This is a genomic window from Mesorhizobium sp. M0001, from assembly GCF_040324255.1.
Lineage (GTDB): Bacteria > Pseudomonadota > Alphaproteobacteria > Rhizobiales > Rhizobiaceae > Mesorhizobium.
Window position 1 is genome coordinate 910296 of record NZ_JAMYVS010000001.1, and the last position, 13719, is coordinate 924014.

A 13719-nucleotide genomic window follows, 5' to 3' on the forward strand; every position below is an offset into this window, starting at 1 on the left:
AATTGAACAACCGAGGAATTGCGGTAACCGGATTGCAAGAGCGGTGTGTCATGGTGCATCGGGTTGAGAAGCGTTCCGTTACACCAGACGAAATGCAAAGTGACTTTCGCGGCGGGCCGGCAATCCCTAGATAGCGCTGGTTTTCCATCGGGACTAGATTTCCAGGTGAATCGGGGGCAGGCGCATGTGCGGTATCGTCGGAATTGTCGGCCAGAGCCAAGTCGCGCCGCTCATTGTCGATGCTTTGAAGCGGCTTGAATATCGTGGCTATGACTCCGCCGGAGTCGCCACCGTCGAGAAAGGTGCGCTCGGCCGACGCCGCGCCGAAGGCAAGCTCATCAACCTCGAACGCCGGCTGAAGGAAGAACCGCTCGACGGCACCATCGGCATCGGCCACACGCGATGGGCGACCCATGGCGTGCCCAACGAGACCAACGCCCATCCGCATTTTTCCAACGGCGTCGCCATCGTTCACAACGGCATCATCGAGAATTTCGCCGAGTTGCGCGATGAGCTGATCCGCGACGGCTATTCCTTCTCGTCGCAGACCGATACCGAGGTCGTAGCGCATCTGGTGGCGCGCGAACTGGCCAAAGGGCTGAAGCCGATCGAGGCGGCGCACCAAGCGCTGAAGCGGCTGGAAGGCGCCTTTGCTCTGGCCATCATGTTCACCGGCGACGAGGATCTCATCGTCGGCGCCCGCAATGGCCCGCCGCTGGCCGTCGGCCATGGCGATGGCGAGATGTTTCTGGGCTCCGACGCCATCGCGCTGGCGCCGTTCACCAATTCCATCACCTACCTCGAAGACGGCGACTGGGCGGTGGTGCGCCGCGATGGCGTCACCATCTTCGACATCGACGGCAAAGAGGTTGCCCGCAAGCGCCAGCAATCACTGTCGACCAGCTTCATGGTCGACAAGGGCAACCGCCGCCATTTCATGGAAAAGGAAATCCATGAACAGCCCGAAGTGATCTCGCATACGCTGGCGCACTATGTCGATTTCGTCTCTGGCGTGTCGAAGCCGCTGGAACTGCCGTTCGACTTCGCCAAGATCGGCCGGCTGGCGATCTCGGCCTGCGGCACCGCCTATCTAGCCGGCCTGATCAGCAAATACTGGTTCGAGCGCTATGCGCGGCTGCCGGTCGACATCGATGTCGCCTCGGAATTCCGCTACCGCGAAATGCCGTTATCGGCGGATGATGCCGCCTTCTTCATCTCGCAGTCCGGCGAAACCGCCGACACGCTGGCCTCGCTGCGCTATTGCCGCAAGGCGGGCATGAAGATCGGCGCCATCGTCAATGTGCGCGAATCGACCATGGCGCGCGAATCCGACGTCGTGCTGCCGACGCTGGCCGGGCCGGAGATCGGCGTCGCCTCGACCAAGGCTTTCACCTGCCAGCTTTCGGTGCTGGCCTCGCTGGCGGTGCGTGCGGGTGTGGCGCGCGGCACGATCTCGAAGGATGAGGAAAAGACGCTGGTGCGCGCTCTTTCGGAGGCGCCTCGCTACGCCAACCAGGTACTGAAGCTCGAAGAGCAGATCGAGCGCATCGCGCGCGAAATCTCGCGCTACAAGGACGTGCTCTATCTCGGACGCGACACCAATTTCCCGCTGGCCATGGAAGGCGCGCTGAAACTCAAGGAAATCTCCTACATCCATGCCGAGGGTTATGCCGCGGGCGAACTGAAGCACGGGCCGATCGCGCTGATCGACGAGAACATGCCGGTCATCGTCATCGCGCCGCATGATCGCATCTTCGAAAAAACCGTGTCGAACATGCAGGAAGTGGCGGCGCGCGGCGGCAAGATCATCCTGATCACCGACGCCAAGGGCGCGGCGCAGGTCAGCGTCAAGACGATGGAGACGATCATCCTGCCCGACGTGCCGGAAATCATCTCGCCGATCATCTATGCGCTGCCGATCCAGATGCTGGCCTACTACGCCGCCGTGTTCATGGGGACGGACGTCGACCAGCCGCGCAACCTGGCGAAATCGGTGACGGTGGAGTAGTCGGCGCTCATCGGGGGTCTAAAAAACTTCGCAGTTCCAAAGCGCCGTCCGCTTCACTAGTGTGGCGCTGCAACCCGCGTCCCCGGTGAACCATGTCCGATGCTCCCAGAACTTCAGGCATGACCCGGCTGAGGAACTATTTCCTCACAGGCTTTATCGTCTGCGCGCCGCTGGCGATCACCGCCTATATCGCCTGGTCGTTCGTCGGCTGGGTCGATTCCTGGGTGAAGCCGTACATTCCGGCGCGCTACAGCCCCGACACCTATTTGCCGTTTCCGGTGCCCGGCTTCGGCCTGATCGTGGCGCTCGTGCTGATCACGCTGATCGGCTTCATGACCGCCAACATCGTCGGTCGCGCCATCGTCAATTTCGGCGAACGGCTGCTTGGCCGTATGCCGCTGGTGCGCGGCATCTACGGTTCGCTGAAGCAGATTTTCCAGACGGTGCTGTCGAACAAGGGCGATATGTTCCGCCAGGTCGGGCTGGTCGAATATCCGCGAAAAGGCGTCTGGTCGCTGGTCTTCGTCGCCAGCGAGAAGGAAACCGAGATCAACCAGAAGCTCGACCATGCAGGCGACCCGATGATCGCCGTGTTCATGCCGTGCACGCCGAACCCTACCACCGGTTTCCTGATGTACGTGCCGAAATCCGACATCGTGCTGCTCGACATGACGATCGAGGACGGCGCCAGGCTGATCGTCTCGGCCGGGCTGGTGGCGCCCGAAGTCAAGCCGAAAATGGTGACTATGAACGGCCAGCCGATCGACGGAGATCTCGCCAACCCGCCGCTTGGCGGGCTGATCGCCGAGGGCGCTCAGCCGGCGCGCAAGAGCCGTACGGCCTCGTCGCGGCCGAACAAATAGAGCAGCAGGCGCAGCGCCTCGCCGCGCTCAGACTGTAGTTCCGGGTCGCGCGACAGGATCAGCCTTGCATCGTCGCGGGCTGCTTCGAGCAAGTCGGCGTGCACCTCGATGCGCGCCACCTGGAAGCCCGGCGTGCCGGACTGGCGGGTGCCGAGCAATTCGCCTTCGCCGCGCAGCTTCAGATCCTCTTCGGCGATCAGGAAACCGTCCTCGGTCTCGCGCATCACCGACAGCCGGCGCTTTGCCGTCTCGCCGAGCGGGTCCTTGTAAAGCAGCACGCAGGAAGAAGGCTTGTCGCCGCGCCCGACGCGGCCGCGCAGCTGGTGCAGTTGCGCCAGGCCAAAACGCTCGGCATGCTCGATGACCATGATCGTGGCGTCCGGCACGTCGACGCCGACCTCGATAACGGTGGTGGCGATCAGGATGCGGGTTTCGCCGGCCTTGAAGGCGCGCATCGCCTCGTCCTTTTCGGCGCCCCTCATGCGGCCATGGACGAGGCCGATGCGATCGCCGAACAAGGGCTGCAGCGAGGCAAAACGGTCCTCGGCCGACATCAGCTTGATCTCTTCGGATTCCTCGACCAGCGGGCAGATCCAGTAGATCTTCTGGCCGTCGGCAACGGCATCAAGCATGCGCCCGACCAACTCGTCCAGCCGTTCCAGCGGCAGCGTGACGGTGCGGATCGGCTGGCGGCCGATGGGTTTTTCCGTCAGCTTGGAGACGTCCATGTCGCCGAAGGCGGTCAGCACCAGAGTGCGCGGGATCGGCGTCGCCGTCATCACCAGCATGTCGGGGGCGTCGCCCTTGGCGGTGATGGCAAGCCGCTGGTGGACGCCGAAGCGGTGTTGCTCGTCGACCACGGCAAAGACGAGGTCGTGATAGGTCACCGTTTCCTGGAACAGCGCATGGGTGCCGACGACGATGTCGATCTCGCCGCTGGCGAGACCTGATAGCGTTTCAGTGCGTTCGCGGCCCTTTTCGCGGCCGGTCAGGATAGCGACGCGCAGGCCGGCCTGTTCGGCCAGCGGCGTGATTGTAGCCAGATGCTGGCGCGCCAGGATTTCGGTCGGCGCCATCAAGGCCGCCTGGCCGCCGGCCTCGACTGCGCGCCCCATGGCCAGCAGCGCCACTACCGTCTTGCCGGAGCCGACATCGCCTTGCAGCAGGCGCAGCATGCGCTCGGGGTCGGCCAGATCGGCATTGATTTCGGCAAGCGCGAATTCCTGGCTGCCGGTCAATGAATACGGCAGGGCTGCGCGCAGTTTCTCGACGATGCGACCGTCGCCGATGAGCGGCCGGCCCGACAGCCGGCGCACTTTTGCCCGCACCAATGCCAGCGAGACCTGGCCGGCGAGAAGCTCGTCATAGGCAAGGCGGCGCCATGCCACCCCCTCGATGGCGACATCGATCGGGTCCGCGGGATAGTGGATGCGGGCGAGCGCGTCGGCGAAGGCGGGGAAAGTCTGCTTGCGCATGAAGGCGCCGTCCTGCCATTCCGGCAATTCCGGCAGCCGGCCGAGCGCCTGGCCGATGGCGCGGCGCAGCACCTTGCCCGACAGGCCGGCGGTCAGCGGATAGACCGGTTCGACCAGCGGCAGTGTTTCCGCCTCGCTCACCAGGGCGATATGGTCGGGATGGACCATGGTCGGGCGGCCGTTGAACCACTCCATGCGGCCGGAGACGACGACATGCTCGCCCACCGGCATCGCCTTTTCGAGATAGGCGGCATGGGCGTGGAAGAAGATCAGGCCGATCTCGCCGGTGTCGTCATGGGCATAGACGCGGTAAGGCACCGACCGGTTGCCGCGCGGCGGCGGCTGGTGGCGGTCGATGCGCACGTCGAGCGTGACGATGGCGCCGGCCGGCGCAAGCGCGATGCCGGGACGATTGCGACGGTCGATGACGGTGTGCGGCAGCACGAACAACAGGTCGCCCGCGCGCGCCGGCCGTTCGCCGAGATCGGCCGCCACCACCTTCTCGATAAGAGCGCCAACCTTGGGGCCGACGCCGGCAAGCGAAGTGATGGGGACGAAGAGAGGGTCGAGGAGGGAGGGGCGCATGCCTTTACCCTCCCCCCTGTGGGGAGGGTCGATCCGCGAAGCGGAGCGGGGTGGGGGTAGGTGCGCGTCTAACTTTCGAGGAAGTCGGTAGGTCAGCGCCGCACCCCCACCCCGTCTCACCCGCTTCGCTTTGCGAAGCGTGCTCGCCGACCCTCCCCACAAGGGGGAGGGTGAAGTGCGGGCGGTGTCCGGCACCAGCGTTGTCAGGAGTGTTCTTCACACCCGGGATGTTTAGCCGCCCACCCGTGCGTTGCAAGGCTGACACCGCCCTCTATCCACGCTATATGCGCCGCACCAAGCAAGGATGCGGCACGATGACCGGGACGAAACGATCAAGCGAGGGGCTGGATATCAGGCGCCGCAAGCTGTTGTTCCGCTCCTGGCATCGCGGGATGCGCGAGATGGACCTTATCCTCGGTACGTTTGCCGACAACGAGATCGGCGCCTTGACCGGCGATGAAATCGACCAATATGAAAGGCTGCTCGACATTCCCGACACCGAATTCCTGCCCATGGTCACCGGCGAACGCCCGGTTCCCAGGAATATCGACTGTGCCGTCCTGCAAAAGATCCTGGCATCGCGCCGGACCATGACATTTTAAACGTGCAACCATGAGCCTCATTCCCAAAATCGGTCTGCCGAAAGGCCGTGCCGGCCAGTTCATCGTCGACGGCGTTGCCGATGGCTACGAAGCCTTTGCGCTGGTGCAGGCGATCCATGAGATTGCGCCTGACAAACCGGTGCTGTTCGTGGCGCGCGACGGCCAGCGCCTGCCGTCGATCATCGAGGCGCTGACCTTTGCCGCCCCCGGCCTGCCGGTGCTGGAGTTGCCGGCCTGGGATTGCCTGCCCTATGACCGCGTTTCGCCAGGCTCCGATGCCGCTGCCAAGCGGCTCGACGCCCTGACGGCGATGATCGCGCTGGCAAAAAAGCCGCATCGCGCGGTCATCCTGACCACTGCCAATGCGCTGCTGCAGCGCATTCCGCCGGCCGATCTGGTCGAAGCGCAGACTTTCCACGCAAAGCCCGGCAACCAGATCGACATGAACGCGCTGGTGTCCCGGCTGGAGATTTCCGGCTTCGAGCGGGTGCCGACGGTGCGCGGTATCGGCGAATTCGCCGTGCGCGGCGGTATCCTCGACCTCTACGCACCCGGCTGGACGGAAGCACTGCGGCTCGATTTCTTCGGCGACACGCTGGAATCGATCCGCGTCTTCGACGCCGCCACGCAGCGCACCACCGGCCAGCGCAAGTCGATGGCGCTGCAGGCGATGAGTGAAGTGGCGCTGACCCCCGAAACCATCAGCCGCTTCCGCCGCTCCTATATCGAAGCCTTTGGCGCGCCGCAGCGCGACGACGGCCTTTATGCGGCGGTGAGCGAAGGGCGGCGCTTTGCCGGCATGGAGCACTGGCTGCCGCTGTTCTACGAGCGGCTGGAGACAGTGTTTGATTATCTGCCGGATGCGCCTGTCATCTTCGACCATCTGGCGCACGAAGCGCTGGCTGAGCGTCACACGCTGATCCTCGACCACTACGAAGCGCGCCGCAAACAGGCCGACGCCGCCTTGAAGGACGCCGTGCCCTACAAGCCGGTGGCGCCGGACCTGCTCTATCTCTCACCGGAAAACCTCGTAGCGTCGCTCGGACCGCGCGAAGCCATCGACTTCACCGCCTTCGACGCGCCCGATGTCGGGGCCAAGAAGGTCTTCCATGGCGGCTCGCGCCATGGCCGCAGCTTTGCCGAGGAACGGGCTGACCCAAACATCAACGTCTTCGATGTCGTCGTAAAACACATCGCTGACGAGCGCGCGGCGCGCCGCCGGGTCATCGTCGCCGGCTGGACCGAAGGCTCGCTCGACCGGCTTGGCCAGATCCTGGCCGAGCACCATCTCGGCAATCTCGTGCCGGTGGCGACGCTGGCCGAGGCGGAAAAGCTCGAGCCGGGGCAGGCGGCACTCGCCGTGCTGCCGCTGGAATCCGGCTTCGAGACCGAACAGCTGGTTGTCGTCGCCGAGCAGGACATTCTGGGCGACCGGCTGATCCGCCGCTCGAAGCGCAAGAAGCGCGCGTCGGATTTCATCGCCGAGGCCTCGTCGCTGTCGGCCGGCGACATCGTCGTCCACGCCGATCACGGCATTGGCCGCTTCATCGGCCTGCGCACCATCGAGGCGGTCGGCGCGCCGCATGACTGCCTGGAAATCCACTATGCCGGCGACGACCGGCTGTTCCTGCCGGTGGAAAACATCGAGCTTCTGTCGCGCTACGGCTCTGACACAGCCGAGGCGACGCTGGACAAGCTCGGCGGCGGCGCCTGGCAGTCGCGCAAGGCGCGGCTGAAGAAGCGCCTGCTCGACATGGCCGGACAGCTGATCCGCATTGCCGCCGAGCGCCAGATGCGTACCGCGCCGCCCATGGTGCCGGCGGAAGGGCTTTACGGCGAATTCTCGGCGCGCTTTCCCTATGAGGAGACCGACGACCAGCAGGGCGCGATCGATGCCGTCGTGGACGATCTCGGCGCCGGCAAGCCGATGGACCGGCTGATCTGCGGCGATGTCGGCTTCGGCAAGACCGAAGTGGCGTTGCGCGCCGCCTTCATCGCTGCGATGGAAGGGTTCCAGGTCGCGGTCGTGGTGCCGACGACGCTGTTGTCGCGCCAGCATTTCAAGACCTTTTCGCAGCGCTTCTCCGGCCTGCCGATCCGCGTCAGCCAGGCCTCGCGGCTGGTCGGCGCCAAGGAACTGGCGGAAACCAAGAAAGGCATCGCCGAGGGGCAGGTCGACATCGTCATCGGCACCCATGCACTGCTCGGGTCGGCGATCTCGTTCAAGAATCTCGGCCTGCTGATCATCGACGAGGAGCAGCATTTTGGCGTCAAGCACAAGGAACGGCTGAAGGACCTCAAAACCGACGTCCACGTGCTGACGCTGTCGGCGACGCCGATCCCGCGCACGCTGCAGCTTGCCTTGACCGGCGTGCGCGAACTGTCGCTGATCGCCACGCCGCCGATCGACCGCATGGCGGTGCGCACCTTCATCTCGCCTTTCGACCCGCTGGTCATCCGCGAGACGCTGCTGCGCGAACGCTATCGCGGCGGCCATTCCTTCTATGTCGTTCCGCGCATCAGCGATCTCGCCGAAATCCATGACTTCCTGCGCGAATCCGTCCCCGAGCTGAAGGTGGCGGTGGCCCATGGCCAGATGCCGCCGGGCGAACTCGACGACATCATGAACGCCTTCTATGACGGCCAGTACGACGTGCTGTTGTCGACCACCATCGTCGAATCCGGGCTCGACATTCCGACCGCCAACACGCTGATCATCCATCGCGCCGATATGTTCGGCCTGTCGCAGCTCTACCAGCTGCGCGGCCGCGTCGGCCGTTCCAAGGTGCGGGCATATGCGTTGTTCACGCTGCCGGCCAACCGCAAGCTCACCGACACGGCCGAGCGCCGGCTGAAGGTGCTGCAGTCGCTGGACACGCTTGGCGCCGGGTTCCAGCTCGCCAGCCACGACCTCGACATCAGGGGCGCCGGCAATCTACTCGGCGAAGAACAATCCGGACACATCAAGGAGGTCGGCTTCGAGCTCTACCAGCAGATGCTGGAAGAGGCGGTGGCCGAGGTGAAGGACTCCGGCGAGGTCCAGGACGGCGGCTGGTCGCCGCAGATCGCTGTCGGCACGGCTGTCATGATCCCGGAAAGCTACGTGCCGGACCTTCAGCTCAGGCTGGCGCTCTACCGCCGCCTTGGCGATCTCGAAAACACAGAGGAGATCGATGCTTTCGGCGCCGAGCTGATCGACCGCTTCGGCCCGCTGCCGGAGGAAGTGAAGCATCTGCTCAAGATCGTCTTCATCAAGGCACTCTGCCGCAGGGCCAATGTCGAAAAACTCGATGCCGGCCCCAAGGGCGTCGTCATCCATTTCCGCAAGCGCGAGTTTTCCAACCCGGTCGGGCTGGTCAAGTACATCGGCGAACAGGGCTCGCTGGCCAAGATCAGGGCCGACCACAGCGTGGTCTTCATCCGCGACTGGCCGACAGCCGAGAAGCGTCTGGCGGGCTCGGCTGTCGTCATGACGCAGTTGGCGCGGCTGGTGGCCACCTAGACTTTCGGATGGAAATTCGACTGCAACTGCAGGTCGGATGCCGAGAACGTGCCGGCGCCGACGATGACGTGCCCGGCAGGCACGGTGAAGCCGCGCGCGGCGCCGGCGCCTTTCAGCAATCCGGCCCGGCGGTCGGGGTCGGACTCACGAAAACTGCCGCCCGGTTCCAGCCGGCAACTGTCGACGGTGATCGCGCCGAGAAGCTGGCTGCCCGAACCGAGCACCGTCTCACCGAACACCGCCGCGCCGTTGAGATAGCGGCCTTGATCGCCGATCACGATCGAGGCTCCCGGCCTGTTGGCCTTTGCAGTAAAACCGCCTTCGCCAAACTGGTTGCGTGAGCCGACGCGGATTGCGCCGGCGGATGCTTCGAACAGTGTGTTGGCGTGGAAAATGTTGGCGTCGCCGATCTCCAGCGCGCCACCGTCGGTGCAGAACAGGTAGACGCCGGGGAAGAAGACGTTGCCTCGCCCGATGACGGCGCCTGCGGAAATCAGCGTGGAGTAGGGGTCGTAGATCACGTTGCCGCGCTCGGACAGGCCAACAACCTCTTCGATCGTAAACAGGCCTTGCTCGCGGCGCACGCGGTCAAGGTAGGCGGACACGGACATAGGGACTCCATGGAGAATTGTTGCGCAGCGGACGATGACCGGCGCGACTACATCGGTGAGGATCGATTCTGGCACCAAGGGATATTGCACAGCCGTCGCGAAGATAAGAAGCCAAAGTGGGTCGCGGCATGGAGCTCCCCATCATTCGCCAGCGCTTGAATTCCGGTCTAGAATAGAAAATCGGCTTCGTGTATGGAGCCGCCATCCCCATATGGGGCGGGAATGGCGGGCAAAAGCCTGCTGGAAAGAGCGTTTGGGTGCAGCGATGACGAAATGGTCGCCGAATTCTTGGAGAGCAAAGCCGATCAAGCAGGTTCCTGCCTATCCGGACCTCGCCGCGCTGAAGAACACGGAAGCCCAGCTCGCCACCTTTCCGCCGCTGGTTTTTGCCGGTGAGGCGCGCAAGCTGAAGAAGCAGCTTGCGGCTGTCGCTGCCGGCGACGCATTCCTTCTGCAGGGCGGCGATTGCGCCGAGAGTTTCGCCGAACATGGCGCCGACAACATCCGCGACTTCTTCCGCGTCTTCCTGCAGATGTCGGTGGTGCTGACCTTTGCCGGCGCGCAGCCGGTGGTGAAGGTCGGCCGTGTCGCCGGCCAGTTCGCCAAGCCGCGCTCGTCCGACAATGAGACCAAGGGCGAGGTGACGCTGCCAAGCTACCGTGGCGACATCATCAACGGCATCGAGTTCGACCCCAAGTCGCGTATTCCCGACCCGGCCCGCCAGGAAATGGCCTACCGCCAGTCGGCGGCGACGCTTAACCTGCTGCGTGCCTTCGCCCAAGGCGGCTACGCCAGCCTGGAGAATGTGCATCGCTGGATGCTGGGCTTCGTCTCCGACAGCCCGCAAGGCGAGAAGTATGGCATGCTCGCCAACCGCATCACCGAGACGATGGACTTCATGAAGGCCGTCGGCATCACCTCGGAGACCAACTACGCGCTGCGCGAGACCGACTTTTACACCAGTCACGAGGCGCTGCTGCTCGGCTATGAAGAGGCGCTGACCCGCGTCGATTCGACCTCCGGCGACTGGTACGCAACGTCGGGCCACATGATCTGGATCGGCGACCGCACCCGACAGCCCGACCATGCGCATGTCGAATATTGCCGCGGCATCAAGAACCCGCTCGGCCTCAAATGTGGCCCGTCGCTGACGACTGACGGCCTGCTGGAGCTCATCGACCTGCTCAATCCGGAGAACGAGCCGGGCCGGCTGACGCTGATCGCCCGCTTCGGCTCCGACAAGGTCGCCGACCATCTGCCGAAGCTGGTGCGCGCGGTGCAGAAGGAAGGTCGCAGCGTCGTGTGGTCGTCCGACCCGATGCACGGCAATACGATCGAGGCTGCCGGCTACAAGACGCGGCCGTTCGACCGCATCCTCAAGGAAGTGCAGACCTTCTTCGAGGTGCATCGCGCCGAAGGCACGCACCCCGGCGGCATCCATGTCGAGATGACCGGCAAGAACGTCACCGAATGCACCGGCGGCGCCCGCGCCATCACCGCCGAGGAGCTGCAGGACCGCTATCACACCCATTGCGACCCGCGCCTCAACGCCGACCAGGCGATCGAGCTGGCGTTCCTGGTGTCGGATCTCTTGAAGAAGAGCCATCCGGTGCAGCACAAGCAGGTGGCTAACGGCTGAACCTGTTTTCAGAATTGAAATGATAAGCGCCAGAGAAATCCGGCGCTTTTTCGTTTGATCAACGCCCGCGTTCCCAGCGCAATCCGTTGAGCCGGGGATCATTGGCGAAGGCGGTTCTGGAAAACTCGATGCGCCTTTCCGGAAATTCGCAGATCCCCTGGACGCCGAGGGAGCCTAGCCGGATGCGCCATGTGTGCGGCTCCAGCGGCTTGGCCTTGGTAAAGCCGCGGCATGTCAGCAGCGCCACATTGACGCCCTTCGGGTCGCGCGCCGAACGGTAACGGATCGCCTCCAGCCCAGCCTCACGCGCGACATCGGCAATCGCCTGGCTGGCGGCATAGTCGGTCGGATGCGTCCAATGGGCCCGATCGCGGTCGAGCGGCGGCCGCGTCAGGTCGATGGCATTGTCGGTATGGATCGCGGCGGCGAAGGCGGTGTATTCGGCGGCGTCGCGCGGCCATGGCGTGTCGGGCGAATCGGCGAAGAACAGCAGGCGGTAGAAGGCCATTTCGGCGACCGCCGTCATGATCGTCTCCGCCGCATAGTAGACGCCCAGGGTGCGGCCGGCGCGGCGGAAGCGCGAGCCGTAGGGATAGATCGAGCCGTAGCGGAAGGGCGTCGCCAAGAGATAGTGGAGATGCCGGCATTCCATGGGGATCTGCGGCTTGGTCTCCTCGATCAGATCCTCGAGCAGCGCCTGTTCGTCCAGCGTGTCGACGATCTTCAGCGTCGAGACGCGGTGCTGCGCCTCGACCATGCGCCAGTATTTGCCGTCGAGCCGGACGGCTTCAGACGAGAGCGCGTCGGGAGTCCAGATAGGCAATGACATCGACAAGCCCGGTAATGGTGAGGATCTTTTCAAGCGGGCTGCCATCGAAAGCCGTGTTGGCGTTCTTCAGCCATGCCCGGGCTATCGTCTCGTCACCGCCGACAATGGCATCGAGCGAACGGAACAGCCGCACGAACAGCACCGCGAGTTCGAACGGCTTGGTGCCGCGCTCCAGCAGGAATTCCTGCCTGCGCATGCGTGAAACCGTGGCTTCCGAGACGCCGATGATCGACGCAAGCACCCTGGCGGTTATATCCAGGAGTTCGGCGGCACGCAGCGTGGCCTTGGTCAGAACCGCGTTTTCGGCCGCCTTCGCGGTCAGATCAGGGGCGGCAGCATTGGGTGGTGTAACAGACATGGCCTCTCTCTTTCCATGGAAAATATAGTCCACGGAAATTCATATGGAAAGAGGCGGGATCCGATAAATTTGCCTGTGCCCGGGAATTGGCTGCACGCCGAAGCGTCAGTCTTTCTTGTAGAGCAGCCAGTTCTTGCCGGTGCGGCCGGCCATTGTCGAGTGCCGGGTGACGCGGTTGCGCCCGCCAACCTTGGAGCGGTAGAGCGCCCGGTCCGCCTTGGTGTAAAGATCCTCCGGGCTTTCCGCTTCGGAAGCCATGCAGATGCCCATGGAAACGGTCACCGTGCCGTAATTGGCGCCGGTCTGGCTGCTGGTGAACGGCGTCTGTTCGATCAGCACGCGGATGCGTTCGGCGATCTCGTAAGTGGTATCCTCGCTGGCGCCCTCGACGATCAGCGCGAATTCCTCGCCGCCGGTGCGGGCAACGAACATGTCTTCACGGATGCTGGTCTGGAAGATTTCAGCGACGATCTGGATGATCTTGTCGCCGACCGGGTGGCCGTAGCGATCGTTGACACCCTTGAAATGGTCGATGTCGGCAAGGATCAGGGCGTTGAACAGGATCCCCTTGTTGGAGGTGTAAATCGCCGTGATTTGCTTGTCGAAGGCGCGGCGGTTCCAGATATGCGTCAAGGGGTCGGTGTCGGCGAGCCGCTTGTACTCCTCAAGCTTCGACTTGACGCTCTCCAGTTCCGCCGTCTTGTCGCTCAGCGTGGTTGCAACCTGCTTGCCGTGGTCGAGGGTCGAGTTGGTGGCCGCCGCCATGGCGCTGGCGACCTTCTGCAGCAGATCCTGCGAAAGCAGGCTGCGGTTGGCGAGGCCACTCGATGTCTCATCGAGGATCTTGCCGTATTTCTCGATATGGCTACGTTCGCTGCGCAGCAGCAAGGCGATGTCCTCGAGTTCCCTGGCCAGCACGTCGCGCGCCTGCTCGACAATGCCGGGACCGTGATGCTGGGCAAAGAAAGCGCGGCCGATGCGGTCGAGATCGTCCTGCGTCGGCTGGTTGCCCAGCGCGACGACGGCCAGGCCGAGTTCGCGATTGGTGCCTTTCAGTGCTTCGTAGAAGATTTCGTAATTGCGCGGCAGGCCAAGCACGCCGAGCTGACGCATGGTCGCCACAACGGCTGTTGCAATGTCGCTGTTTCGGTCGGTCTGGACGGCTGCCGGCTGCATGTTCTGTTCACTCTGCCTCTGGGAACCATCGCAGACCGTGCGAGATGCCGCCGACCGGAGAGTGCCAGCCG

General features: G+C 64.0%; 10 protein-coding genes. 5 read left to right on the forward strand and 5 right to left on the reverse strand.

Annotated features, from left to right (window positions below; all coding sequences use genetic code 11):
* The first annotated feature begins 184 nt into the window (after positions 1 to 184).
* Positions 185 to 2008 carry a glutamine--fructose-6-phosphate transaminase (isomerizing) gene (gene glmS / locus NKK50_RS04345; protein ID WP_023701181.1) on the forward strand — a complete coding sequence of 608 codons (1824 nt, stop codon included), beginning with the start codon at positions 185 to 187 and terminating at the stop codon, positions 2006 to 2008.
* Between the two features lie 92 nt (positions 2009 to 2100).
* Positions 2101 to 2871 carry a DUF502 domain-containing protein gene (locus tag NKK50_RS04350; RefSeq protein ID WP_031193123.1) on the forward strand — a complete coding sequence of 257 codons (771 nt, stop codon included), beginning with the start codon at positions 2101 to 2103 and terminating at the stop codon, positions 2869 to 2871.
* On the opposite strand, the gene recG is transcribed toward NKK50_RS04350, so the two are convergent.
* A complete protein-coding gene (recG, locus tag NKK50_RS04355) occupies positions 2823 to 4931 on the reverse strand; it encodes an ATP-dependent DNA helicase RecG (RefSeq protein WP_352543128.1) in 2109 nt (702 codons plus the stop codon). The two genes, NKK50_RS04350 and recG, sit on opposite strands and share 49 nt — an antisense overlap.
* 314 nt (positions 4932 to 5245) lie before the next feature.
* Between recG and NKK50_RS04360 the strand changes: the two genes are divergently transcribed.
* Complete coding sequence (locus NKK50_RS04360) at positions 5246 to 5533, forward strand: FAD assembly factor SdhE (protein WP_023681561.1); 288 nt, start codon at positions 5246 to 5248, stop codon at positions 5531 to 5533.
* Positions 5534 to 5543: 10 nt separating this feature from the next.
* A complete protein-coding gene (gene mfd, locus NKK50_RS04365; protein ID WP_352543129.1) occupies positions 5544 to 9035 on the forward strand; it encodes a transcription-repair coupling factor in 3492 nt (1163 codons plus the stop codon).
* Here the strand turns inward: mfd and NKK50_RS04370 are convergent.
* Positions 9032 to 9640, reverse strand: coding sequence for a hypothetical protein (locus NKK50_RS04370; protein WP_196814070.1), 609 nt, complete (start codon positions 9638 to 9640; stop codon positions 9032 to 9034). The genes mfd and NKK50_RS04370 overlap by 4 nt on opposite strands.
* 271 nt (positions 9641 to 9911) lie before the next feature.
* Between NKK50_RS04370 and NKK50_RS04375 the strand changes: the two genes are divergently transcribed.
* Entirely contained in the window at positions 9912 to 11285 is a 1374-nt protein-coding gene (locus NKK50_RS04375) for a class II 3-deoxy-7-phosphoheptulonate synthase (protein ID WP_023688326.1), read from the forward strand.
* A gap of 58 nt (positions 11286 to 11343) precedes the next feature.
* Here NKK50_RS04375 and NKK50_RS04380 read toward each other — a convergent pair whose 3' ends face one another.
* The 3 genes from NKK50_RS04380 to NKK50_RS04390 form a co-directional block, all read right to left on the reverse strand.
* Entirely contained in the window at positions 11344 to 12114 is a 771-nt protein-coding gene (locus tag NKK50_RS04380; RefSeq protein WP_023744821.1) for an RES family NAD+ phosphorylase, read from the reverse strand.
* Positions 12074 to 12472: an MbcA/ParS/Xre antitoxin family protein gene (locus NKK50_RS04385; protein WP_023701176.1), complete on the reverse strand. Its 399-nt coding sequence runs from the start codon at positions 12470 to 12472 to the stop codon at positions 12074 to 12076. The genes NKK50_RS04380 and NKK50_RS04385 overlap by 41 nt, the downstream gene beginning before the upstream one ends.
* Before the next feature lie 105 nt (positions 12473 to 12577).
* Entirely contained in the window at positions 12578 to 13648 is a 1071-nt protein-coding gene (locus NKK50_RS04390) for a GGDEF domain-containing protein (protein WP_023681555.1), read from the reverse strand.
* Positions 13649 to 13719: the final 71 nt, after the last annotated feature.